Source organism: Virgibacillus salexigens (genome assembly GCF_014905415.1).
Lineage (GTDB): Bacteria > Bacillota > Bacilli > Bacillales > Amphibacillaceae > Virgibacillus > Virgibacillus salexigens.
Genome location: NZ_BNEO01000007.1, coordinates 20,220 through 44,868, shown reverse-complemented (window position 1 = coordinate 44,868; position 24,649 = coordinate 20,220). Strand labels below are relative to the sequence as shown.

Sequence of the window (24,649 nt, the reverse complement as noted above, 5' to 3'; positions counted from 1 at the left end):
CTCCTTTAAATGGAGCAGAGCTTATTTATAACGGTACGTAATTCGTCCTCTTGTTAAATCATACGGAGAAAGTTCAACCGTTACTTTATCGCCAGGAAGAATGCGAATGAAATGCATGCGAATCTTACCAGACACATGGGCCAATACGGTATGGCCATTTTCTAGCTCAACATTGAACATCGCATTCGGCAACGTTTCTGTTACGGTTCCTTCCACTTCAATTACATCGTCTTTCGCCATCGTGTTGATCTCCCTTCTTCAAATCAGTCACAACTTCATTGACAAATTTTGCTATGGCAAATCGCAATTTACCATTTGTGACACGACCAGTTTCTAGAAGGCTGTTTTGGACTTCCGGAGAAACGTAATCCATTAATTCAATATGATGCATATTCTTTTTCTTTGGTCGATCATATTTACGTTTTTCCCCATCTGCAAGAAGGACATACTTGTCATCGATAAATTTAATTACCACTGCGTATTGACCCGCTTCTCGTCCTTGCATAATACGAACAACTTGACCTATTAGCGGAATCGAATCATCTTCGTTCAACAACGATCACCTTCACTTAGGCTATAGTTTATATGGCTACCTTTTAGATGATGTCCCAAGAGGGTGAAGCAAGCGTTAGACACACTACTTTAACCTCTATTAGAACAACTATTTATAGGAAAAAGGTTTACTACTTTTTATCCTGTGTCACTTATATTATAAAGTAATACACGTCTTAAGCGTATGTTACTCACAACTAATTATAACTTTTAGCAAATAGAAATGCATCCCTTGTGTGCTAAAAACAGCTTAGATGCTTATTTCTCAATTTTGGATTGAATATCACGAAATACTTGATCAATATCTTGGTTTCCATCAACGGTTACAAGATATCCTTTATCCTCATAAAAATCTAATAACGGTTTTGTTTGTTCTATATTAACAGATAGACGCTTTTTCACCGTATCAGCTTTATCATCATCTCGTTGGATTAACTGTGAACCATCCTTATCACAAATCCCATCCTCTTTAGGAGGGTTATAAACCACATGATAAGTTGCTCCGCATGTCGGACAAATTCTACGACCAGTTAAACGCTCCACTAATTTTTCTTCTGGTACATCTACATGAAGTACATAATCAATGGTTTCGTTCATATCTTGTAATAAGTCTTGTAAGGCTTCGGCTTGGTTGATCGTTCTTGGGAAACCATCCAATAGAAAACCATTTTTACAGTCGTCCTTATTCAAGCGCTCTCTGACAATTCCAATCGTAACTTCATCTGGAACAAGTTCGCCTTGATCCATATATTCTTTTGCTTTCTTTCCTAGGTCTGTTCCCTCTTTAATAGCTAAACGGAACATATCTCCTGTTGAAATATGAGGGATGTTATATTTTTCATTTATTTTCTCAGCCTGCGTACCTTTACCAGCACCTGGCAGACCCATTAAAATCAAGTTCAACAAATTTCCCCTCGCTCTCATTGTCAGCAAAAATTACTTTATAAACCCTTTGTAGTGACGCTTTACTAACTGACTTTCCAATTGTTTCATCGTTTGCAGGGCTACACCTACAACGATTAACAAACTCGTTCCGCCAATTTGTACAGAAGCAGGTAGATTCGCCATTCCACCAAGGGCAATAGGTAGTACAGATACAGCCGCTAAAAACAATGCACCTACAAACGTTAAACGGTAAAGAACTCTTGTTAAATACGTTTCTGTGTTCTTACCTGGGCGAATCCCCGGGATGTAACCACCTTGTTTTTGTAAATTCTCGGCCATTTGTTCTGGATTAACTTGAACAAAGGTATAGAAATAAGTGAAAGCAATTATTAATGCCACATAGATAACCATACCAATTGGCTGTGTATAATCGAATATACGCTGAATCGTAGCCGCTATTTCATTACCTTCAAAGAAACCGGCAACCGTACTTGGTGCCATTATAAATGCAATCGCAAAGATGACTGGGATTACTCCAGCAGCATTTACTTTTAATGGTAAATGTGTAGAATGTCCGCCAACCGGAGAGCGATTAACAAGTTTTTTGGCGTATTGAATTGGTATTTTGCGCAATGCCTGTTGAATAAAGATAACACCAACCGTCACTGCTACAACTACCAAAGCAATTAGTGCAACAATAACAATATTAATAAACAAATCATCACCAGGATTTACAAAATACTGGCTGTATAATTGTTTCACTCCATTTGGCACAGCTGCAACGATACCTGCAAAAATGATAATGGAAATACCATTACCTACTCCATTTGCAGTGATTTGTTCGCCGAGCCACATCAGAAATGCTGTTCCACTTGTTAAGACAATTGCAATAACAAGGAACTTCATTACGCCAGGGTCTGAGATTAACATACCACCTGCCATTGCATTGAAGCCAATTGACATCGCAATTGCTTGGATAAATGCAAGTACGATCGTGCCGTAACGCGTAACCTGTGCCAATTTCTTCCGACCCGCATCACCTTGCTTTTTCCATTCTGCAAATTTAGGTACAACATCCATTTGCAAGAGTTGCATAATAATAGACGCTGTAATGTAAGGCATAATCCCCATGGCAAGAACTGAAAAGTTTTGTAGTGCTCCCCCACCAAATGTATTTAGAAAACCAAACACATTTTGTGAGCTCATCAATTGATCAAGTGCTTGCTTATCTGTAAACGGCACAGGAATAAATGTGCCTAGACGGAAGACAATTAACATAAGTAATGTGAAGATTATTTTCCGTCTAATGTCACCTACGCGCATAAAATTGGAGATTGTACGGAACATTAGATCACCTCTGTTTGACCGCCCGCTGCCTCGATTGCTTCTTTAGCTGAAGCCGAGAACTTATGAGCTTTTACTGTTAGTTTCTTTTCGATAGCACCATTGCCTAGTACTTTAATACCGGCTTTTAGTTTGCTTACGACACCTTCTTCCAGTAATAGCTCAGGTGTAATTTCTGTGCCGTCTTCAAAACGATTTAACGTATCTAAGTTTACAATAGCAAACTCTTTACGATGGATGTTTGTAAATCCTCGTTTTGGTAAACGTTGGAATAGTGGCATTTGACCACCTTCAAAACCTGGGCGAGTTCCACCGCCTGAACGTGCTTTTTGTCCTTTATGTCCACGTCCTGAAGTTTTACCGTTACCTGATGACATACCGCGACCTACACGATTACGGTTTTTACGTGCACCTTCTGCAGCCTTCAATTCATGAAGTTTCATTCGAGCACCTCCTCTTTACGCTGATTTTAAAATTAAACTTCTTTAACCGTTAGTAAATGAGATACTTTATCTACCATGCCGCGAAGCGCTGGAGTATCTTCATGAACAACTGATTGACGAATTTTTTTTAATCCTAATGCTTGAACAGTTTTCTTTTGTGCTTCTGTTCCACCAATAACACTGCGCGTGAGGGTGATTTCTAGTTTTTTAGACATAACAGTTCCCTCCTTATCCTAACAGTTCTTCTACAGACTTTCCACGTAGTTTTGCTACATCTTCTGCACGCTTCAAGTTTGATAGTCCATTTAATGTTGCACGGATCATATTAATCGGTGTATTTGAACCGAGTGATTTCGTTAGAATATCACCTACACCAGCAAGTTCTAAGATTGCACGAACTGGTCCACCAGAGATAACTCCAGTACCTTCTGTTGCTGGTTTTAATAATACATTACCTGAACCATATTGACCATGAATTTCATGCGGAATAGTAGTTCCAACAATTGGTACTGAAATTAAATTTTTCTTTGCATCATCAACTGCTTTTTTAATTGCTTCTGGTACTTCTTGAGCTTTCCCTGTACCAAAACCTACATGACCATTTTTATCACCGACAACTACTAGAGCTGCAAAACGGAAACGACGTCCACCTTTTACAACTTTTGCAACACGGTTGACCGTAACAACACGTTCTTCAAGATCTAATTTGTTCGGATCAATGTTTTTACTCATGTATGTCCCTCCTTTATCGATTAAAATTCAAGACCTGCTTCTCTTGCAGCATCTGCCAAAGCTTTCACACGTCCATGATAAAGGTAGCCTCCGCGATCGAAAACAACCGATTTGTAACCTTTATCCTGAGCACGTTTAGCAATCATTTCTCCGACCTGCTTTGCCGCTTCTACATTGCTTGTAGAGCCTGCATTCAGTTCATTATCTTTCGTAGAAGCACTTGCAACAGTAACTCCTTCTATATCATCAATCAATTGTACATAGATGTGTTTATTTGAACGATATACGTTTAGACGCGGACGCTCTTGTGTGCCGAAAAGACTTTTACGTACACGTGCGTGCCTTCTTTTACGTACAACATTTTTGTCAGGTTTTGTAATCATTTAGGTCACTCCTTTCTGCTCCCTAACTATTCTTACTTAGCAGTTTTACCTTCTTTACGACGTACATATTCACCTTCATAGCGAATCCCTTTACCTTTATACGGTTCAGGAGGACGAATTGCTCTAATGTTAGAAGCAACAGCGCCAACTAATTCTTTATCAATACCTTTTACAACGATTTGTGTATTCTTCGGTACTTCAATTTCAATTCCGTCGATTGGATCTAGTTCAACAGGGTGTGAGTAACCCGCGTTAATCACAACTTTATTGCCTTGTTTTAGAGCACGGTAACCAACCCCGATAATTTCAAGAGATTTTTCAAACCCTTTACTTACACCTTCAACCATGTTGTTGATAAGGCTACGAGTCGTTCCGTGTAGAGCGCGGTGATCTTTGTGATCACTTGGACGTTCTAACGTAATCACGTTATCTTCCATATTAACTTTAATATCTGGATGTAGATCTCTAGTTAATTCACCTTTAGGTCCTTTAACTGTTACTACCGTTCCATCGAATTTTACTTCTACACCTTGGGGAATTTCAATCGGTTTAAGTCCTATACGAGACATCCCATGCACCTCCTCATCAATAAATGTTCAATTACCAGACATATGCAATTACTTCGCCACCAACTGCTTGAGAACGAGCTTCTTTGTCAGAAAGCACACCTCTAGAAGTTGAAACGATAGCAATACCTAAACCGTTAAGTACGCGAGGTACTTCATTAGCTTTTGCATAGACACGTAGTCCTGGTTTACTAATACGTTTGATACCTGTAATTACTCGCTCTTCGTTTACACCGTATTTAAGGAAAATACGCAGAATACCTTGCTTGCTGTCTTCAACAAGCTCATAGTCAGAAACAAAACCTTCACGTTTCAGGATGTCTGCGACCTCTTTTTTCATTTTAGAAGCAGGAAGCTCTAACTTTTCATGTTTTACCATGTTAGCATTACGAATACGAGTTAGCATATCTGCGATTGGATCTGTCATAACCATTAATCATTACCTCCTTCCCGAATCGGGGTTTACCAGCTTGCTTTTTTGACACCAGGAATTTGACCTTTATAGGCAAGTTCGCGGAAACAAATACGGCAAAGTTTAAATTTACGGATTACAGAATGTGGACGACCACAACGCTCACAACGTGTATACTCACGTACTTGATATTTTTGTGGACGTTTTTGTTTTGCAATCATGGATTTTTTAGCCACAATTTTCCCTCCTTGTATTAGCTCTTTGGCTTATTTTTGGAAAGGCATGCCTAGTTGAGCCAGAAGTTCACGAGCTTCTTCGTCAGTATTAGAGCTTGTTACGATAACAATATCCATACCACGAACCTTGTTTACTTTATCATAATTAATTTCTGGGAAAATTAGTTGTTCTTTAACACCTAATGTGTAATTTCCACGACCATCAAAAGCCTTTTTAGAGATACCACGGAAGTCACGTACACGTGGAAGTGATACTGCAATTAGCTTTTGAAGAAATTCGTACATACGCTCTCCGCGAAGGGTTACTTTAGCGCCGATTGGCATACCTTCACGTAGACGGAATCCAGCGATAGATTTCTTAGCACGAGTTATCATTGGTTTTTGACCAGAAATTAACGCAAGCTCTTCGACAGCGTTATCCAAAGCTTTCGAGTTCTGTACTGCATCACCAACACCCATGTTAATAACAATTTTTTCGATTGCTGGTACTTGCATAACAGATTCATAATTAAATTTATTCATTAAAGATGGTAATACTTCATCTTGGTACTTTGTTTTCAATTGATTCATCATGTGGCCCTCCTTTCGCCTGAAACTATTTATCTAACGCTTCACCGGATTTTTTAGCGATGCGGACTTTCTTTCCATCACGTTCTTCATGGCCAACACGAGTTGGTTCTCCGGATTTAGGGTCTATTAGCATTACATTAGAAACATGGATAGCTGCTTCTTGATTCAGAATACCGCCTTGCGGATTCTCTTGTGAAGGTTTCGCATGTTTTTTAATCATGTTGATTCCTTCTACGAGCACACGATCCTTCTTGGGAAATGCTTCTAAGATAGTGCCTTCTTTTCCACGGTCTTTACCGGAAATAACTTTTACTTTATCACCTTTTTTTACATGCATGCTTAACGCACCTCCTAACAAGGCTAATTTTTAAGCTTATAATACTTCTGGAGCAAGAGATACGATTTTCATGAATTTTGCTTCACGTAATTCACGTGCGACTGGTCCGAAGATACGAGTTCCTCTTGGACTTTTATCATCACGGACAATTACCGCTGCATTTTCATCAAAACGAATATATGATCCATCTTTACGGCGTGCACCAGATTTTGAACGTACGATGACAGCTTTAACAACTTCACCTTTTTTGACAACGCCTCCTGGTGTTGCTTCTTTTACAGTACAAACAATAACATCACCAATATTAGCAGTCTTGCGTCCAGATCCACCCAACACCTTAATGGTCAACAATTCACGTGCACCAGAGTTATCTGCAACTTTTAAACGAGTTTCTTGTTGAATCATATCGCTGTGACCTCCCTTCGGATACCTTCCGAGCGAACTTTATTATATAATTACCGCTTCTTCAACGATTTCAACGAGACGAAAACGTTTAGTAGCTGATAGCGGACGAGTTTCCATGATACTTACGATATCACCAGTTTTTGCTTGGTTATTCTCATCATGTGCTTTGAATTTTTTAGAATACTTAACACGTTTACCGTACAATTTATGAAACTTATAAGTTTCAACTAAAACAGTGATTGTTTTATCCGACTTGTCAGAAACAACACGGCCTGTGTAAAGTTTACGATTATTACGTTCAGTCATTTTGAGGGTAACCTCCTCTCAGATTTCTAGTTATTTACGCTAAGTTCACGTTGGCGTACAACAGTTTTAAGGCGAGCAATTGTTTTTCTTACTTCACGAATACGTGCCGTATTTTCCAATTGACCAGTCGCAAGTTGGAAACGCAAATTAAATAACTCTTCTTTTAACGATTTAACTTTTTGTTCAATTTCGGCAGTGGTTAGTTCTCTAATTTCATTAGCCTTCATTGCTTTCACCACCAATTTCTTCACGTTTTACAAACTTAGTTTTAATCGGAAGTTTATGAGAAGCAAGACGCAACGCTTCGCGAGCAACCTCTTCTGATACACCTGCGATTTCAAACATAATTTTTCCTGGTTTCACTACTGCTACCCATCCTTCAGGAGCACCTTTACCGGAACCCATACGAACTTCTAGGGGTTTTGCAGTGTATGGTTTATCAGGAAAGATTTTGATCCAAACTTTACCGCCACGTTTCATGTAACGTGTCATTGCAATACGAGCAGCTTCGATTTGACGACTAGTGATCCAAGTAGCTTCTGTTGCTTGTAAACCATATTCACCAAAAGCCACAGTAGTGCCACCTTTAGCTTGGCCTCTCATTTTACCACGATGTTGTTTACGATATTTCACACGTTTAGGCATTAACATAATGCATTGCCCCCTTCCTTATTTTTCTGATTTAGTTGGAAGGACTTCTCCACGATAGATCCACACTTTAACACCTAATTTACCATAGGTTGTGTCTGCTTCTGCTGTGCCATAATCGATGTCAGCACGAAGTGTGTGTAGTGGTACTGTTCCTTCGCTATAATGTTCCGCACGAGCGATATCTGCTCCACCAAGACGACCAGATACTTGTGTTTTAATCCCTTTAGCCCCAGCGCGCATTGCACGTTGAATAGATTGTTTCTGAGCACGACGGAAAGAAATACGATTCTCTAATTGACGAGCAATATTTTCAGCAACTAACGTCGCATCTAAGTCTACTTTTTTAATTTCTACGATATTGATATGAACTCGCTTGCCAGTTAAGCTGTTCAATGATTTACGTAGCGCTTCTACTTCTGAACCGCCTTTACCGATTACCATTCCTGGTTTCCCAGTATGAATTGTAATGTTTACACGGTTTGCTGCACGCTCAATGTCGATAGAAGAAACAGCAGCAATTGATAGACGGTTTTCAAGATATTCTCTTATTTTAATATCTTCATGTAGTAAGTCTGCATAATCTTTGCCTGCGTACCATTTAGACTCCCAGTCTTTAATAATACCGACACGAAGACCCGTTGGATTTACTTTTTGACCCACTGACTATCCCTCCTTCTTTTCTGTTACCACAACTGTAATGTGGCTAGTGCGTTTGTTGATTCTACTTGCACGTCCTTGTGCACGTGGACGGAAACGTTTCAAAGTAGCACCTTCATTGACATATGCTTCTGAAATCACTAGATTGTCTGTATCCATCTCATAATTATGTTCTGCATTAGCTACAGCAGAATTTAATACTTTTTCTACGACTGGAGAAGCACCGCGTTGTGTATGGCGTAATATCGCAATTGCTTCACCAACATTTTTTCCTCGAATAAGATCAACGACTAAACGTACTTTACGAGGAGCAATACGAACCGATTTAGCAACGGCTTTAGCTTGCATGTTGTGTGCCTCCTCTCATTAGCGTTTTGTTTTCTTATCGTCGCCACCGTGCCCTCTGTAAGTGCGTGTTGGCGCGAATTCTCCTAATTTATGTCCAACCATATCTTCTGTGATGTAAACCGGTACATGTTTGCGTCCGTCATACACAGCAATGGTGTGGCCAACAAAAGTAGGGAATATAGTAGAACGGCGTGACCAAGTCTTAATTACTTGTTTTTTGTCACTTTCATTTAACGTTTCAATCTTTGACATCAGATGGTCATCTGCAAAAGGTCCTTTTTTCAAACTACGACCCATGGATAAACCTCCTTTCGCAATTGAGAGACGGGTGATGTCCCGCCACTAGATTTAACTATTTTTTACGCTTACGAACGATATATTTATCACTTGGCTTATTACGTTGACGCGTTTTATATCCAAGTGTTGGTTTACCCCAAGGTGACATTGGTGACTTACGACCGATAGGAGCACGTCCTTCACCACCACCGTGCGGGTGATCATTAGGGTTCATTACAGATCCGCGTACAGTTGGGCGTTTGCCTAACCAACGAGAACGACCTGCTTTACCAACACGTACAAGTTCATGCTCAATATTACCAACTTGACCTACAGTTGCGCGACAAGTAGATAGAATTAAACGAACTTCTCCTGATGCTAGACGAACCAACGTATATTTGTCTTCACGTCCAAGAATTTGAGCATCCGCTCCAGCTGAACGTGCTAGTTGTCCACCACGACCTGGTTTCAACTCGACATTGTGAATAATTGTACCGACAGGAATGTTAGCCAGTGGCAAAGCATTACCAAGTTTGATATCAGCATTTTCGCCAGACTCTATTTCCTGACCTACTTTTACTCCTTTAGGAGCAAGGATATAACGTTTTTCACCATCAGCATAGTTAATTAACGCAATGTTAGCTGAACGGTTTGGATCATATTCAACAGTAGCAACGCGTCCTGGTATACCATCTTTATCACGTTTGAAGTCAATGATACGGTATTGACGCTTGTGGCCGCCACCTTGATGACGAACAGTTAATTTCCCTTGATTATTACGACCGCCGCGTTTGTAAACAGGGCTTAAAAGGGATTTTTCAGGCGTATCTGTAGTGATTTCAGCAAAGTCAGATACGGACATATTACGTCTACCATTGGACGTTGGTTTAAACTTTTTAATCGCCATCTTTTTTCCCTCCTTTTACGAATTTCTTTTTTTATGCTTCAAAGAAGTCTAGTTCTTTACTATCTTCCGAAAGCTCGACAATAGCTTTTTTACGATCTGGGCGATATCCACCGTAACGACCCATACGCTTAAACTTACCTTTTAGGTTTAATGTGTTAACTTTTACAACCTTCACTCCGAAAACTAATTCTACAGCATTCTTAATTTCTGTTTTGTTTGCTTTTGGAGCTACCTCAAACGTGTATTTTTTTTCTGCCATTAAATCAGCTGAATGCTCCGTAATGACAGGGCGCTTTATAATATCACGTGGATCTTTCATTATGCAAGCACCTCCCCTGCTTTTTCAGCTGCATCCTTCGTTAGGATCAGCTTGTCATGTCCAAGCAAGTCTAGAACATTTAATTCTTCAACAGTTAATACAGTTACTGATTGAAGATTATTTGCTGAACGGATGACTGTTTCGTCTTTCTCAGCAACTACAATCAAAGCTTTCGTATCAATGCTCAAAGCTTCTAACATTTTTACTACTTCTTTTGTTTTTGGAGCATCCATTGCAATACCTTCCAAAACAACAAGATTATCTTCTTTTACTTTTGAAGACAATGCAGATTTCATTGCTAAACGACGTACTTTCTTCGGTAATTTATAGCTATAGCTGCGTGGAGTTGGTCCGAATACAGTTCCACCACCTACCCATTGCGGTGAGCGGATAGATCCTTGACGTGCACGACCAGTTCCTTTTTGGCGCCATGGTTTGCGACCACCGCCACGAACTTCAGAACGGTTTTTAACCGCATGCGTCCCTTGGCGTGTAGATGCACCTTGCATAACTACTGCTTCATGTAAAACATGCGTATTTGGCTCAATACCGAATACAGCATCGTTCAATTCTAAATCGCCAGCTTGTGTACCGTCTTGTTTCAATAGTGCTACTTTAGGCATGACATATCCTCCCTTCGTGTGTATGATTAGTTAGCCTTAATAGTACTTGTTATTTTCACAAATGATTTTTTCGCTCCAGGGACATTCCCTTTCACTAATAGAAGATTACTTTCTTCGTCTACTTTTACAACCTCAAGGTTTTGAATCGTTACTTGATCTCCACCCATACGTCCCGGAAGAGGTCTTCCTTTAAATACGCGCATTGGGTCAATAGAACCAAGTGCACCAGGACTTCTGTGAAAATGGGAACCATGGGACATTGGGCCACGTTGTTGGTTGTGACGCTTAATTGAACCTTGGAATCCTTTCCCTTTCGTTGTACCAGTAACATCGATTTTTTCTCCTGCTTCAAAAACATTCACGCTGATTTCTTGACCTACTTCATGTTCGTCAAGATTTGCGTTACGGATTTCACGAACGTAGCGCTTAGGGGTTGTGTTTGCTTTTTCAGCATGACCTTTTTCCGCCTTATTAGTACGTGATTCCTTTACATCAGCAAAACCGAGTTGTAGTGCTTCATAACCGTCATTTTCCATTGTTCTTTTTTGCAAAACAACATTTGGCTCAGCTTGAATTACTGTTACGGGAATTAATTCACCAGTTTCAGAGAAAAGCTGAGTCATGCCGATTTTACGACCTAAGATTCCTTTCGTCATCCGTTACACCTCCTATTTATAAAAAAGAATTATAATTTGATTTCAATATCCACACCAGATGGTAAGTCAAGACGCATTAGTGAATCGACCGTTTGCGGTGTAGGGTTAACAATATCGATTAGACGTTTATGTGTACGCATTTCGAATTGCTCACGTGAATCCTTGTATTTATGAACCGCACGTAATACAGTGTAAACTGATTTTTCTGTAGGCAACGGAATTGGACCAGAAACATTTGCTCCGGAACGTTTCGCTGTGTCTACAATCTTTTCAGCTGATTGATCTAAAATACGGTGATCATAAGCTTTCAAACGGATTCTAATTTTTTCTTTTGCCATTATTTTCCCTCCTTTTTTCGCCCATATTTCGTACAGACATACTCCGCGGAAATTTCTTAACCACTCGCCATGGCAAAGGGGCCGGGTGTGCCAACAACCTTCCGCTTCATCGCCTCTGATGACCAACATTCTTATTATATAGAATATAGCTGGTCAATGCAACCCTTTATCGATAATTTATAGGTAATTGCACATTTATGTATTATACTTGTTATAGCTAGTGATTGCAAGGGATGAAAGAAATTTTCTATTAGTAGTAAGCAGAAATTTTTAGCAATCTGCAAGTTTCATTTCTGAGTTAAGGTTTCTTGCACTAAAAAGCATGCTATAAATAGGTTTAGACCTTGTTGAGAAGTTCAAAAAAATAATACGAAATCAACATAATAAAAAACCGCAGATGAATGTTACATCTACGGTTTTTTTATTTAATTACTCGTTAATTTCAGTTACAACGCCAGATCCAACTGTACGTCCGCCTTCACGAATAGAGAAGCGAGTACCATCTTCAATAGCGATTGGGGAAATAAGCTCTACAGTCATTTCAATGTTATCTCCAGGCATAACCATTTCAGTACCTTCTGGTAGAGTGATAACACCAGTTACGTCAGTAGTACGGAAATAGAATTGTGGACGATAGTTTTGGAAGAACGGAGTATGACGTCCACCTTCTTCTTTAGATAGTACGTAAACTTCAGATTTAAATTTCGTGTGTGGAGTGATTGAACCTGGTTTAGCCAACACTTGTCCACGGTTGATATCATCACGTGCTACACCACGTAGTAGTGCACCAATGTTATCGCCAGCTTCAGCGTAATCTAGAAGCTTACGGAACATTTCTACACCAGTTACAGTAGTTTTAGCAGCTTTTTCGTTAAGGCCGATGATTTCAACATCATCACCAACACGTACTTCACCACGTTCTACACGACCAGTAGCAACTGTACCACGACCAGTGATTGAGAATACGTCCTCAACTGGCATCATGAATGGTTTATCTTTGTCACGGTCTGGAGTTGGAATGTACTCATCAACTGCAGCCATAAGTTCAACGATTTTCTCTTCGTATTCTGCATCTCCTTCAATTGCTTTAAGGGCAGAACCTTTGATTACTGGTACATCATCACCAGGGAAATCGTATTCTGTTAATAGGTCACGAACTTCCATTTCAACAAGTTCAAGAAGCTCTTCGTCATCTACCATATCTGTTTTGTTAAGGAATACAACGATGGAAGGTACCCCAACGTTTTTAGATAGTAGGATGTGCTCACGAGTTTGTGGCATTGGACCATCTGCAGCAGATACTACTAGGATAGCGCCGTCCATTTGAGCAGCACCAGTGATCATGTTTTTAACATAGTCAGCGTGTCCTGGGCAGTCAACGTGTGCATAGTGACGAGTGTCAGTTTCATATTCTACGTGAGAAGTTGCGATAGTGATTCCACGCTCTTTCTCTTCTGGCGCGTTATCGATTTGGTCATAAGCCATTTCAGTACCTTTACCAGATTTTTTGTGCATTACAATTGTAATTGCTGCAGTTAACGTAGTTTTACCATGGTCAACGTGTCCAATTGTACCAACGTTCACGTGACTTTTAGAGCGATCGAACTTTTCTTTAGCCATTTATAGTTCCTCCTTTAAATAAGTAAAAGTGTTTTTTTAATATTTATGGTTAGCTAAGAAACAATACTTCCTATCATTTCTTAGCCTTTAATACAAGTTATACTTTAGATTAATTAAAAAATCAATTATTCGCCTGCATTTTTCTTAATTATTTCTTCAGAAATACTCTTAGGTACTTCTTCATAATGATCAAAATGCATTGTGAATGTTCCGCGACCTTGTGTGTTAGAACGTAGAGCCGTTGCATAACCGAACATTTCAGCTAAAGGCACGAAACCTTTAACAACTTGAAGTGGTCCACGCGCTTCCATTCCTTCTACACGACCACGACGTGCTGTAACATCACCCATAATATCTCCCATGTACTCTTCTGGGATAACAATTTCTACTTTTGCAATAGGCTCAAGTAGAACTGGGCTACATTTGTTTTTAGCAGCTTTTAGTGCTAATGAACCAGCAACTTTAAACGCCATCTCGTTTGAGTCAACGTCATGGTAACTACCATCATATAGTGTTGCTTTCACATCGATTAATGGATAGCCAGCTAATACACCATTTTCCAATGCTTCTTCGATACCATTTTGTACAGAAGGAATATATTCTCTAGGAACTACCCCACCAACAATTTTATTTTCAAATTCGAAGCCAGCGCCTTCTTCGTTTGGTTCAAATTTAACCCAAACGTGACCGTATTGTCCACGACCACCAGACTGACGTACGAATTTCCCTTCAACTTCAGCAGATGAACGGAATGTTTCGCGATAAGAAACCTGTGGAGCACCAACATTCGCTTCTACTTTAAACTCACGTTTTAGACGGTCAACAATGACATCAAGGTGAAGTTCACCCATACCAGAGATAATGGTTTGCCCTGTTTCTTCATCTGTTTCCGTTTTAAATGTTGGATCTTCTTCGGCTAATTTTCCTAAAGCAATTGCCATTTTATCTTGGTCTGCTTTTGTTTTTGGTTCGATTGCTACACCAAGTACTGGTTCTGGGAATTCCATGGATTCAAGAATAACTAGGTTTTTCTCGTCACAAAGAGTATCACCAGTAGATGTATCTTTTAAACCAACTGCAGCTGCGATCTCACCAGCATAAACTCTAGAGATCTCTTCACGCGAATTCGCATGCATTTGTAAAATACGTCCTACACGCTCACGTTTATCCTTCACAGAGTTTTTCACGTAAGAACCGGAATCTAATGTCCCAGAGTATACGCGGAAGAAAGTAAGTTTCCCTACATACGGGTCCGTCATAACCTTAAATGCTAACGCAGAGAATGGTGCATTATCATCAGAAGGACGAGTTACTTCTTCTTCTGTTTGAGGTACAATACCCTCAATAGCAGCTACATCCGTTGGAGCAGGAAGATAATCAATAACACCATCAAGCATTAATTGCACACCCTTGTTTTTAAATGCTGATCCAGCATAAACTGGATAAAACTCAACATTTAGTGTAGCTTTACGAATTGCCAGCTTAAGTTCTTCGTTAGAAATTTCTTCCCCTTCTAAATACTTCATCATTAAGTCTTCATCAAGTTCAGAAACAGCCTCAATTAGGCTAGCACGAAGTTCTTCAGCTTTATCTTTATATTCTGCAGGAATCTCACGTGATTCTGCACGAGTACCAAGATCATCTTCATAATAGAATGCTTTCATGGTGATCAAGTCAATCAGACCTTCAAAATCATCTTCAGCACCGATTGGTAACTGAACCGGATGTGCATTAGCACCTAAGCGCTCTTTTAATGTTCCGGTAGAATAAAGGAAATCAGCACCGACTTTATCCATTTTGTTAATGAATACAATACGAGGTACACCATAAGTTGTTGCTTGACGCCATACTGTTTCTGTCTGTGGTTCAACACCAGATTGGGCATCAAGAACCGTTACTGCACCATCAAGTACACGTAAAGAACGTTCAACTTCTACAGTGAAGTCTACGTGTCCAGGTGTATCGATGATGTTAATACGATGTTCTTTCCAAGCAGCAGTCGTTGCTGCGGAAGTAATTGTAATTCCGCGTTCTTGCTCCTGCTCCATCCAGTCCATCTGTGAAGCACCTTCATGTGTTTCACCAATCTTATGAATACGTCCTGTATAGAAAAGAATACGCTCGGTAGTAGTGGTCTTACCTGCATCAATGTGTGCCATAATACCAATATTACGCGTCTTTTCCAAGGAGAATTCTCTAGCCATGTATTCTTCTCCTTCCTAGCTTGGGTTTGTTTTAAATTACCAGCGATAGTGTGCGAATGCTTTGTTAGCTTCCGCCATTTTGTGCATTTCTTCGCGTTTTTTAACAGAAGCGCCTGTATTATTAGAAGCATCTAAAATTTCGTTTGCAAGGCGTTCTTCCATTGTTTTTTCCCCGCGTAGGCGAGAATAATTCACGATATAACGTAGACCTAATGCTTGGCGACGTTCCGGGCGTACTTCCATCGGTACTTGGTAGTTAGATCCACCAACACGACGTGCACGAACCTCAAGAACTGGCATTACATTTTTCATTGCCTGCTCAAATACTTCCATTGCATTTTGACCGCTTCTTTCTGAAACAAGTTCAAATGCGCGATAAAGAATTTTTTGAGCTTTCCCTCTTTTTCCATCAACCATAATTTGGTTAATTAAACGAGTCACTAATTTTGATTGATAAAGTGGATCTGGCAAGACATCGCGTTTAGGTACTGGTCCTTTACGTGGCATATGTCCTTCCTCCTTTCTTCTGTCTGGTATATAGTCACTTACTTATTTTTTTGATTTTTTCGTACCGTATTTAGAACGACCTTGTTTACGTCCTTCTACACCTGCAGTATCTAGCGCACCACGAACAATGTGATAACGTACACCAGGTAAGTCTTTAACACGACCTCCACGTAGAAGTACAACACTGTGCTCTTGCAGATTGTGACCAATTCCAGGGATATATGCAGTTACTTCCATGTTGTTAGAAAGACGTACACGTGCATATTTACGAAGCGCTGAGTTTGGTTTCTTAGGTGTTAGTGTACCAACACGAGTACAAACGCCACGTTTTTGTGGAGAATTTTGATCTGTGAATTTCTTTTTGAAGCTATTGTACCCTTTATTAAGTGCTGGAGAGTCAGACTTCTTTGGTTTGCTTACGCGTCCTTTGCGTACAAGCTGATTAATAGTAGGCATTCTATTTTCCTCCTTTCTTTATCTATATCATCTGTTCAACTAATGATCTTAGCGGGATGTTTAATTCCACACATCCAGGTGGTTCATCTTTTGGCAAAAAACAAAGTTTTAACGATTTTTCGTCAAAACTATCCATGTTTAATTGCCACTGTTGATGCCCCCACCTCAATGCCACATGCAGCTCCGAGTTTTTCTTTAGAATCCACATAATGACATGGGATATCAAGCTCTTTAGCCAAACTTGAAACTTTTTGTGTCATATGTTGATCAGCATCATCAGCAATAAACACTTCACTTATCTCACCATTTTTCATGGCTTTAAGTGTTTGCTTTAATCCGATAATTACCCTTGATTGAACTTGCATTACTTTTTCATAAGACATTCCATATCCTCCAAAGCAACAAGTATAATCGGAAGCACCTTGAATATTCTATCACTGGCATTTTTTTATGTCAATATAAAAATAGATATTTTTACACTTCCGTCAAGCTCACTTGTCCTTTTTATACTGTACTATATGGACTCCTCACATATCAATTACGATATGCAAGGAGTCATTTTCTTATTGTACAGTTTCTGTTGTTTCTTCTACTTCTTCAACTTCTATTGGTTCATCAGTTGCTGGTTGTACTTTACGATATCGCTGCATTCCCGTACCAGCTGGTACAAGTTTACCAATAATAACATTCTCTTTAAGACCAAGTAATTCATCGCGCTTACCTTTAATTGCTGCATCGGTAAGAACTCTTGTTGTTTCTTGGAAGGATGCTGCAGATAAGAATGAATCTGTTTCAAGAGATGCTTTTGTAATACCAAGTAATACCGGTTTTCCAATAGCAGGTTGATATCCTTCATTTAGCACCGTGTGGTTGGCATCTCTAAATTGATGAAGCTCTAACAACGATCCTGGCAGTACATTCGTATCTCCAGAATCTGTTACACGGATCTTACGAAGCATCTGGCGTACCATTACTTCTACGTGCTTATCACCAATTTCTACCCCTTGCATTCGGTAAACTCGTTGAACTTCCCGTAGCAAGTAGTCTTGCACGCCTTCTACACCTTGAATGCGTAAGAGATCTTTTGGATCAATCGAACCTTCTGTTAGTTCTTGACCTGCAATGATTTCATCGCCCACAGTAACCTTAAGTCGAGCATTATAAGGAACGGTATAGGAACGTTGTTCGACTTCACCTTGAACAACCACTTCTTGTCGGTCTTTTACTTCCTTGATTTCATGTACCGTACCGAAAATTTCACTAATAACCGCTTGCCCTTTCGGATTACGCGCTTCAAATAATTCTTGGATACGCGGTAGACCTTGAGTAATATCGTCTCCAGCAACACCACCAGTATGGAATGTACGCATCGTTAGCTGTGTACCTGGTTCACCGATAGATTGAGCGGCAATAATTCCTACTGCTTCACCAACTTCAACGTCAGCACCAGTTGCTAGGTTTCGACCATAACATTTTTGGCAAACACCATGTTTGGTGTTACAAGTAAACGCACTGCGGATCGTTACCTTCTCAATACCCGCTTCGGTAATTTGTTTCGCTTGATCCTCAGAAATTAAGGCGTCAGCTTCAACAAGTACTTCGTTGGTTTCAGGATGTTTCACTTCATAGAATGCTATACGTCCGATTAAACGATCAATTAATGGTTCAATCATTTCCGAACCTTCTTGTAAAGCAGATACGGTTAACCCTCGATCCGTACCACAGTCTTGTTCGCGAACAATAACATCTTGTGCAACATCAACAAGTCGTCTTGTTAGGTAACCAGAATCGGCCGTCTTCAATGCTGTATCAGCAAGACCTTTACGAGCACCGTGCGTAGAAATAAAGTACTCTAATACAGTTAACCCTTCACGGAAGCTTGATTTAATCGGTAATTCAATAATCTTACCAGCTGGGTTTGCCATTAGCCCACGCATACCGGCAAGCTGCGTAAAGTTAGATGCGTTACCCCTTGCACCAGAATCACTCATCATAAAGATAGGGTTTCTACTGCTAAGTGAGTGCATTAACTTATCTTGAATGGTATCTTTCGCTTGTGACCAGACAGAAATAACTCGATCATAACGTTCATCATCTGTAATCAGACCACGACGGAACTGTTTCAGGACTTTATCTACTTTCATTTGTGCTTCTTCGAGTATTTCTTCTTTCTCTGGAAGTACCACGATATCAGAAATACCTACGGTCATACCCGCTTTTGTAGAGTAACTAAAGCCAAGGTCTTTCATTCTATCTAACATTTTTGAGGTTTCGCTAATTTTAAACCGTTTAAAGACTTCAGCAATAATATCACCCAAGAATCCTTTTTTGAACGGTTTTATGATTTCGCGAGATTGAATAACCTCTTTAATGTCTGTTCCTTTTTCCACAAAGTACATTTCTGGGGTACGTTCCTCCAGATTAGCCTGTGTAGGTTCGTTAATATACGGGAACGACTCTGGTAAAATCTCGTTAAAAATTAACTTACCAACTGTCGTAATCAATAATTGAGATTGGCGTTCATCTGAGAAAGATTTATTGCTTAATCCAGAAGTGTGCACTGCCACTCTAGTGTGCAAGTGAACATATCCATTTTGGTAAGCTAGCAATGCTTCATTTAAATCATTAAACACAGAACCCTCGCCAATAGCATTCTCGCGTTCAAGTGTAAGATAATAGTTACCCAATACCATATCCTGAGATGGAGTAACAACCGGCTTCCCATCTTTCGGGTTAAGGATGTTTTGCGCAGCTAACATAAGAATTCTTGCTTCTGCTTGCGCCTCTGCAGATAACGGTACGTGAACAGCCATTTGGTCACCATCAAAGTCGGCGTTATAAGCTGTACATACTAACGGATGCAGTCGAATCGCACGACCTTCCACTAGTGTAGGTTCGAAAGCTTGAATACCTAACCTGTGTAGCGTTGGTGCACGGTTAAGCAATACTGGATGCTCTTTAATTACTTCTTCTAAAACATCCCAAACCTCCGGATGCACGCGTTCAACTTTCCGTTTTGCCGATTTAATATTATGTGCAATCCCTTTTTCTACAAGTTCTTTCATGATAAATGGTTTGAAAAGCTCTAGCGCCATTTCTTTTGGCAATCCACATTGATACATCTTCAAATGTGGCCCAACGACGATTACTGAACGTCCAGAGTAGTCTACACGTTTACCTAATAGGTTTTGACGGAAGCGTCCTTGTTTCCCTTTCAACATATGGGAAAGAGATTTTAGTGGACGATTTCCAGGACCGGTTACCGGACGACCACGGCGGCCATTATCAATCAATGCATCTACCGCTTCTTGTAGCATACGCTTTTCATTTTGAACAATAATGCTCGGTGCACCTAGGTCTAACAAACGTTTTAGTCGGTTGTTCCGATTGATTACACGGCGATATAGGTCATTTAAATCTGATGTAGCAAAACGACCGCCATCTAGTTGAACCATTGGACGAATTTCCGGTGGAATAACTGGTAAAACATCTAAAATCATCCAAGATGCTTCGTTCCCAGAATGGCGGAAAGACTCCAATACTTCTAATCGCTTAATAGCACGTGTTCTGCGCTGTCCTTGTGCTGTTTTTAACTCTTCTTTTAATACATCTACTTCTTTTTCTAAGTCAATGTCTTGCAGTAACTTACGGATTGCTTCTGCACCCATTTGGGCTTTAAAAGATTTTCCGTATTTATCGTAATAAGCCCGGTATTCCTTTTCAGACAATAATTGTTTCTTTTCTAAAGGTGTATTCCCAGTTTCTGTCACAATATACGCAGCGAAGTAAATTACTTCCTCTAACGCACGTGGCGACATGTCTAAAACAAGACCCATTCGGCTTGGGATTCCTTTAAAATACCAAATATGGGATACTGGTGCTGCTAGTTCAATGTGACCCATACGTTCACGACGAACTTTAGCTTTCGTTACCTCTACTCCACAACGGTCACAAACAACACCTTTATAGCGTACTCGTTTGTATTTCCCGCAATGACATTCCCAATCTTTTTGCGGCCCAAAAATTCGTTCGCAGAACAATCCATCTTTTTCAGGCTTTAGTGTACGGTAATTAATCGTTTCAGGCTTTTTAACTTCACCATATGACCATGAACGAATTTTCTCCGGTGAAGCCAAACCTATTTTCATATACTCAAAATTATTTACATCTAGCAAGGGGCCAACCTCCCTTTTAGTGTCCGATTTTACCAAGCTACCAATGTATCTGATTTATAATTGAAAGCTTTTAGGTTGACTCCTGTAAAGCCAACCTATTTAGCTTTTAATTTTCTTCTACTTCAATATTAAGCTTACTTGCCTGCTGTGTTTCTTCTTCCTCTAATTCACGCATTTCTATTTCTTCTTCATCGCTAGACAGCATTTTGACATCCATACCAAGGCTTTGCAATTCTTTAATTAGTACTTTAAAGGATTCAGGTACTCCGGGTTCTGGTACATTATCGCCTTTTACAATTGCCTCGTATGTTTTAACACGTCCGACAACATCATCCGATTTCACTGTTAAGATTTCTTGCAGTGTATAAGCAGCACCATAAGCCTCAAGTGCCCATACCTCCATCTCACCGAAACGCTGACCACCAAATTGTGCTTTACCACCAAGTGGTTGTTGCGTTACTAGAGAATAAGGACCTGTTGAACGAGCATGTAACTTGTCATCAACCATATGCGCAAGTTTGATCATATACATGACACCTACTGACACACGATTGTCAAATGGTTCACCAGATCTTCCATCGTAAAGAATGGTTTTGGCATCTCTAGGCATGCCAGCTTCTTCAAGTGTCTCCCAAACATCTTCTTCCCTCGCACCATCAAATACTGGTGTAGCAACATGAAGACCAAGAGCTCTTGCAGCCATACCTAAATGTAATTCAAACACCTGTCCGATGTTCATTCGTGATGGTACCCCCAATGGGTTAAGCATAATATCAATTGGCGTACCGTCTGGTAAGAAAGGCATATCCTCTTCTGGTAAGATTTTTGAAATAACACCTTTATTACCGTGTCGACCGGCCATTTTATCTCCTTCGTGTATTTTACGTTTTTGCACAATATATACACGAACCAATTCATTCACTCCTGGAGGTAATTCGTCACCGTCTTCGCGGTTAAAGATTTTAACATCTAAAACAATACCACCAGCTCCATGAGGCACACGTAATGAAGTATCACGAACTTCTCGAGCTTTTTCACCAAAGATGGCATGAAGGAGGCGTTCTTCAGCTGATAATTCGGTAACCCCTTTTGGTGTTACTTTACCAACTAGAATATCTCCATCAGAGACTTCAGCACCAACGCGAATAATTCCATATTCGTTTAGGTTTTTCAAGGCATCTTCTCCAACGTTTGGAATGTCTCTAGTGATTTCTTCCGGTCCAAGCTTCGTATCACGTGCTTCGGACTCATACTCCTCAATATGAATGGAAGTATAAACATCATCTTTTACAAGTCGTTCACTCATAATAATGGCGTCCTCGTAGTTATAACCTTCCCATGTCATGAAACCGACAAGAACGTTGCGTCCAAGCGCAAGTTCACCGTCCTCCATTGATGGACCATCGGCTAGGATTTCACCTTTCGTTACACGGTCACCTTCACTGACAATTGGGCGTTGGTTATAACACGTACCTTGGTTAGAACGAATAAACTTTTGCATTTTATATTCATCAAGATCACCTTTAACTTCTTTTCCATCTACATTTGAGATTCTACGAACATGTACTTGCTTAGCTTCTACGCGCTCTACAACACCTTCGTGACGGCAAATAATTGCAGCTCCAGAATCCTTACCATTTACATATTCCATTCCAGTGCCGACAATCGGTGCTTCAGGTTGCATCAACGGTACAGCTTGACGCTGCATGTTTGCACCCATTAAGGCTCGGTTAGAGTCATCGTTTTCTAAGAAAGGAATACAAGCAGTCGCAGCTGATACCACCTGTTTTGGTGACACATCCATATAATCAAGTTTTTCACGTGGAACAATCGTGTTCTCCCCACGGAAACGAGCAATTACTTCTTCATCAGCAAATCGACCATCTTCTGTAAGTTTGGCATTTGCCTGAGCAACAACATAATTATCTTCCTCATCAGCAGTAAGGTAATCGATCTGTGCCGTTACTTTACCTGTCTCTGGATCAACGCGGCGATAAGGTGTTTCGATAAACCCAAATTTATTGACCTTGGCAAAACTTGATAACGAGTTAATTAAACCAATATTCGGACCTTCCGGTGTTTCAATTGGACACATACGTCCATAGTGAGAATAGTGAACGTCACGTACTTCAAATCCTGCGCGTTCACGCGTCAAACCACCAGGACCTAGTGCAGACAAACGCCGTTTATGTGTTAGCTCAGCAAGCGGATTGGTTTGATCCATGAATTGTGACAATTGCGAGCTACCAAAGAATTCCTTGATAGAAGCAATAACCGGACGAATATTAATCAACTGTTGTGGCGTGATACTCGATGTGTCTTGGATCGACATTCTCTCCCGAACCACACGCTCCATACGAGACAGGCCGATACGGAATTGATTCTGTAATAATTCCCCAACAGAACGCAAGCGACGATTACCTAAATGATCGATATCATCTGTGTCTCCTACTTGATGAAGTAAATTAAAGAAGTAACTGATTGCAGATAAAATGTCAGCTGGTGTAATATTCTTAACACCTGCATCAATACCCGCATTTCCGATTACATTTAATTCTCTTTCTCCGCTCGGGTCAGTAGGGTCAACGATTTTAATGGATTGAAGTAAAATCTCATCATCCAGTACTCCATCTTTTGGTTCAAGTACTTTTTCACCGATTTTTTCTTCTTCACGTTCTAGGTAAGGAATGATTTTGTTTAGTAATTTTCTTTCTAACTTGTCACCTTTTTCAGCTAATACTTCACCAGTTTCTGGATCGACAACCGATTCTGCTAGCACTTGGTTAAACAAGCGATTTTTTATATGAAGCTTTTTGTTCATTTTGTAACGACCTACATGTGCAAGGTCATAACGTTTTGGATCAAAAAAGCGAGAAACTAACAAACTCTTGGCGTTTTCAACAGTTGGTGGCTCTCCAGGACGTAAGCGCTCATAGATTTCCAGCAACGCTTTTTCTGTTGTTTCTGTGTTATCCTTTTCGAGTGTGTTTTTTAGGTACTCATTATCACCTATCAGGTCAATTATTTCCTGATCCGTACCAAAACCAAGTGCACGTAAGAGCACAGTGATTGGCAATTTACGTGTACGATCGATACGGACGTGAACAACGTCTTTGGCATCTGTTTCAAACTCCAACCAAGCTCCTCGGTTAGGAATAACAGTTGCAGCAACGCCCCTCTTCCCATTTTTATCTATTTTTTCATTATAATAAACACTAGGTGATCGTACGAGCTGCGAAACGATAACACGTTCTGCACCATTAATTACAAAAGTACCTGTATCTGTCATTAATGGAAAATCACCCATGAACACTTCCTGCTCTTTCACTTCACCAGTTTCATTGTTAATTAAACGAACCTTCACACGAAGCGGAGCATTGTACGTTACATCTCTTTCTTTCGATTCATCCACTGGATATTTAGGCTCTCCTAAACTGTAGTCGACAAATTCAAGTGATAAATTACCTGTGAAGTCTTCAATTGGTGAAATATCTTGAAACATTTCTCGTAGACCCTCTTCTAAAAACCAATCATATGATGCGGTTTGGATCTCGATTAGATTCGGCAACTCTAATACTTCGCTGATACGTGCATAGCTTCTACGCTGGCGGTGCCGTCCATACTGAACTAATTGTCCTGTCAACTGCTTCACCCCTTAAATCATACATTTTTTTCGTAGATTGTAATTCTACTCCAAATTTAATATAATTAGAAAAACCGAAATAGAAGCAAAAGCTCCCT

32 protein-coding genes are annotated in these 24,649 nt (G+C 40.0%); all 32 read right to left on the bottom strand.

The features are described 5' to 3' along the window. Positions 1 to 21 precede the first annotated feature (21 nt). Entirely contained in the window at positions 22 to 240 is a 219-nt protein-coding gene (gene infA / locus JKP73_RS19805) for a translation initiation factor IF-1 (protein ID WP_010095735.1), read from the bottom strand. Next, positions 218 to 553, bottom strand: a complete 336-nt coding sequence (locus JKP73_RS19800) for a KOW domain-containing RNA-binding protein (RefSeq protein ID WP_021292690.1) — start codon at positions 551 to 553, stop codon at positions 218 to 220. Before JKP73_RS19800 ends, infA begins: the two co-directional genes overlap by 23 nt. 257 nt (positions 554 to 810) lie before the next feature. Next, positions 811 to 1,455 (bottom strand): adenylate kinase, encoded by a 645-nt coding sequence (locus JKP73_RS19795; protein ID WP_021292691.1) that lies wholly within the window; start codon positions 1,453 to 1,455, stop codon positions 811 to 813. A gap of 33 nt (positions 1,456 to 1,488) precedes the next feature. Beyond that, the gene (gene secY, locus JKP73_RS19790; protein ID WP_021292692.1) at positions 1,489 to 2,784 is read right to left on the bottom strand and encodes a preprotein translocase subunit SecY; all 1,296 of its coding nucleotides are present in this window, start codon (positions 2,782 to 2,784) and stop codon (positions 1,489 to 1,491) included. Continuing rightward, a complete protein-coding gene (gene rplO, locus JKP73_RS19785) occupies positions 2,784 to 3,224 on the bottom strand; it encodes a 50S ribosomal protein L15 (RefSeq protein WP_021292693.1) in 441 nt (146 codons plus the stop codon). Before rplO ends, secY begins: the two co-directional genes overlap by 1 nt. A gap of 32 nt (positions 3,225 to 3,256) precedes the next feature. After that, a complete protein-coding gene (rpmD, locus tag JKP73_RS19780) occupies positions 3,257 to 3,439 on the bottom strand; it encodes a 50S ribosomal protein L30 (RefSeq protein WP_021292694.1) in 183 nt (60 codons plus the stop codon). Between the two features lie 13 nt (positions 3,440 to 3,452). Beyond that, positions 3,453 to 3,956, bottom strand: coding sequence for a 30S ribosomal protein S5 (rpsE, locus tag JKP73_RS19775; RefSeq protein ID WP_021292695.1), 504 nt, complete (start codon positions 3,954 to 3,956; stop codon positions 3,453 to 3,455). Positions 3,957 to 3,976: 20 nt separating this feature from the next. Then, positions 3,977 to 4,339, bottom strand: a complete 363-nt coding sequence (gene rplR / locus JKP73_RS19770) for a 50S ribosomal protein L18 (RefSeq protein WP_021292696.1) — start codon at positions 4,337 to 4,339, stop codon at positions 3,977 to 3,979. 32 nt (positions 4,340 to 4,371) lie between these two features. Then, positions 4,372 to 4,908 carry a 50S ribosomal protein L6 gene (rplF, locus tag JKP73_RS19765; RefSeq protein WP_021292697.1) on the bottom strand — a complete coding sequence of 179 codons (537 nt, stop codon included), beginning with the start codon at positions 4,906 to 4,908 and terminating at the stop codon, positions 4,372 to 4,374. Positions 4,909 to 4,939: 31 nt separating this feature from the next. After that, the gene (gene rpsH / locus JKP73_RS19760; RefSeq protein WP_021292698.1) at positions 4,940 to 5,338 is read right to left on the bottom strand and encodes a 30S ribosomal protein S8; all 399 of its coding nucleotides are present in this window, start codon (positions 5,336 to 5,338) and stop codon (positions 4,940 to 4,942) included. Positions 5,339 to 5,367: 29 nt separating this feature from the next. Next, a complete protein-coding gene (locus JKP73_RS19755; RefSeq protein WP_019375521.1) occupies positions 5,368 to 5,553 on the bottom strand; it encodes a type Z 30S ribosomal protein S14 in 186 nt (61 codons plus the stop codon). A gap of 30 nt (positions 5,554 to 5,583) precedes the next feature. Continuing rightward, positions 5,584 to 6,123 carry a 50S ribosomal protein L5 gene (gene rplE, locus JKP73_RS19750; RefSeq protein ID WP_031335901.1) on the bottom strand — a complete coding sequence of 180 codons (540 nt, stop codon included), beginning with the start codon at positions 6,121 to 6,123 and terminating at the stop codon, positions 5,584 to 5,586. A 25-nt stretch (positions 6,124 to 6,148) separates the two neighbouring features. Continuing rightward, a complete protein-coding gene (gene rplX / locus JKP73_RS19745; RefSeq protein WP_021292700.1) occupies positions 6,149 to 6,460 on the bottom strand; it encodes a 50S ribosomal protein L24 in 312 nt (103 codons plus the stop codon). Positions 6,461 to 6,496: 36 nt separating this feature from the next. Then, positions 6,497 to 6,865 carry a 50S ribosomal protein L14 gene (gene rplN, locus JKP73_RS19740; protein ID WP_021292701.1) on the bottom strand — a complete coding sequence of 123 codons (369 nt, stop codon included), beginning with the start codon at positions 6,863 to 6,865 and terminating at the stop codon, positions 6,497 to 6,499. A gap of 42 nt (positions 6,866 to 6,907) precedes the next feature. Then, entirely contained in the window at positions 6,908 to 7,171 is a 264-nt protein-coding gene (gene rpsQ / locus JKP73_RS19735) for a 30S ribosomal protein S17 (protein WP_021292702.1), read from the bottom strand. 26 nt (positions 7,172 to 7,197) lie between these two features. Further along, complete coding sequence (gene rpmC / locus JKP73_RS19730; protein ID WP_021292703.1) at positions 7,198 to 7,398, bottom strand: 50S ribosomal protein L29; 201 nt, start codon at positions 7,396 to 7,398, stop codon at positions 7,198 to 7,200. Next, positions 7,388 to 7,822: a 50S ribosomal protein L16 gene (gene rplP / locus JKP73_RS19725; protein WP_021292704.1), complete on the bottom strand. Its 435-nt coding sequence runs from the start codon at positions 7,820 to 7,822 to the stop codon at positions 7,388 to 7,390. The genes rpmC and rplP overlap by 11 nt, the downstream gene beginning before the upstream one ends. Before the next feature lie 18 nt (positions 7,823 to 7,840). Further along, complete coding sequence (gene rpsC, locus JKP73_RS19720) at positions 7,841 to 8,482, bottom strand: 30S ribosomal protein S3 (RefSeq protein ID WP_021292705.1); 642 nt, start codon at positions 8,480 to 8,482, stop codon at positions 7,841 to 7,843. 3 nt (positions 8,483 to 8,485) lie between these two features. Beyond that, positions 8,486 to 8,827: a 50S ribosomal protein L22 gene (gene rplV, locus JKP73_RS19715; protein ID WP_021292706.1), complete on the bottom strand. Its 342-nt coding sequence runs from the start codon at positions 8,825 to 8,827 to the stop codon at positions 8,486 to 8,488. A gap of 18 nt (positions 8,828 to 8,845) precedes the next feature. Further along, positions 8,846 to 9,124 carry a 30S ribosomal protein S19 gene (gene rpsS, locus JKP73_RS19710; protein WP_021292707.1) on the bottom strand — a complete coding sequence of 93 codons (279 nt, stop codon included), beginning with the start codon at positions 9,122 to 9,124 and terminating at the stop codon, positions 8,846 to 8,848. A 55-nt stretch (positions 9,125 to 9,179) separates the two neighbouring features. Further along, positions 9,180 to 10,010, bottom strand: coding sequence for a 50S ribosomal protein L2 (rplB, locus tag JKP73_RS19705; RefSeq protein WP_021292708.1), 831 nt, complete (start codon positions 10,008 to 10,010; stop codon positions 9,180 to 9,182). A gap of 31 nt (positions 10,011 to 10,041) precedes the next feature. Then, positions 10,042 to 10,329 (bottom strand): 50S ribosomal protein L23, encoded by a 288-nt coding sequence (gene rplW / locus JKP73_RS19700; RefSeq protein ID WP_021292709.1) that lies wholly within the window; start codon positions 10,327 to 10,329, stop codon positions 10,042 to 10,044. Further along, positions 10,329 to 10,952, bottom strand: a complete 624-nt coding sequence (rplD, locus tag JKP73_RS19695; protein ID WP_021292710.1) for a 50S ribosomal protein L4 — start codon at positions 10,950 to 10,952, stop codon at positions 10,329 to 10,331. The genes rplW and rplD overlap by 1 nt, the downstream gene beginning before the upstream one ends. Before the next feature lie 26 nt (positions 10,953 to 10,978). Next, on the bottom strand, positions 10,979 to 11,608 hold the full coding sequence (rplC, locus tag JKP73_RS19690; RefSeq protein WP_021292711.1) for a 50S ribosomal protein L3: 630 nt from the start codon (positions 11,606 to 11,608) through the stop codon (positions 10,979 to 10,981). 29 nt (positions 11,609 to 11,637) lie between these two features. Then, on the bottom strand, positions 11,638 to 11,946 hold the full coding sequence (rpsJ, locus tag JKP73_RS19685; protein WP_021292712.1) for a 30S ribosomal protein S10: 309 nt from the start codon (positions 11,944 to 11,946) through the stop codon (positions 11,638 to 11,640). A gap of 429 nt (positions 11,947 to 12,375) precedes the next feature. Then, positions 12,376 to 13,566 carry an elongation factor Tu gene (gene tuf / locus JKP73_RS19680; RefSeq protein WP_021292713.1) on the bottom strand — a complete coding sequence of 397 codons (1,191 nt, stop codon included), beginning with the start codon at positions 13,564 to 13,566 and terminating at the stop codon, positions 12,376 to 12,378. A gap of 125 nt (positions 13,567 to 13,691) precedes the next feature. After that, the gene (gene fusA / locus JKP73_RS19675; protein ID WP_021292714.1) at positions 13,692 to 15,770 is read right to left on the bottom strand and encodes an elongation factor G; all 2,079 of its coding nucleotides are present in this window, start codon (positions 15,768 to 15,770) and stop codon (positions 13,692 to 13,694) included. 36 nt (positions 15,771 to 15,806) lie between these two features. Further along, entirely contained in the window at positions 15,807 to 16,277 is a 471-nt protein-coding gene (gene rpsG / locus JKP73_RS19670; protein ID WP_021292715.1) for a 30S ribosomal protein S7, read from the bottom strand. A 42-nt stretch (positions 16,278 to 16,319) separates the two neighbouring features. Continuing rightward, entirely contained in the window at positions 16,320 to 16,733 is a 414-nt protein-coding gene (gene rpsL / locus JKP73_RS19665; protein WP_021292716.1) for a 30S ribosomal protein S12, read from the bottom strand. A gap of 128 nt (positions 16,734 to 16,861) precedes the next feature. Beyond that, complete coding sequence (locus JKP73_RS19660) at positions 16,862 to 17,116, bottom strand: ribosomal L7Ae/L30e/S12e/Gadd45 family protein (RefSeq protein WP_021292717.1); 255 nt, start codon at positions 17,114 to 17,116, stop codon at positions 16,862 to 16,864. Positions 17,117 to 17,296: 180 nt separating this feature from the next. Continuing rightward, complete coding sequence (rpoC, locus tag JKP73_RS19655; RefSeq protein WP_021292718.1) at positions 17,297 to 20,908, bottom strand: DNA-directed RNA polymerase subunit beta'; 3,612 nt, start codon at positions 20,906 to 20,908, stop codon at positions 17,297 to 17,299. A gap of 106 nt (positions 20,909 to 21,014) precedes the next feature. Further along, on the bottom strand, positions 21,015 to 24,551 hold the full coding sequence (gene rpoB / locus JKP73_RS19650; RefSeq protein WP_021292719.1) for a DNA-directed RNA polymerase subunit beta: 3,537 nt from the start codon (positions 24,549 to 24,551) through the stop codon (positions 21,015 to 21,017). Positions 24,552 to 24,649 lie beyond the last annotated feature (98 nt).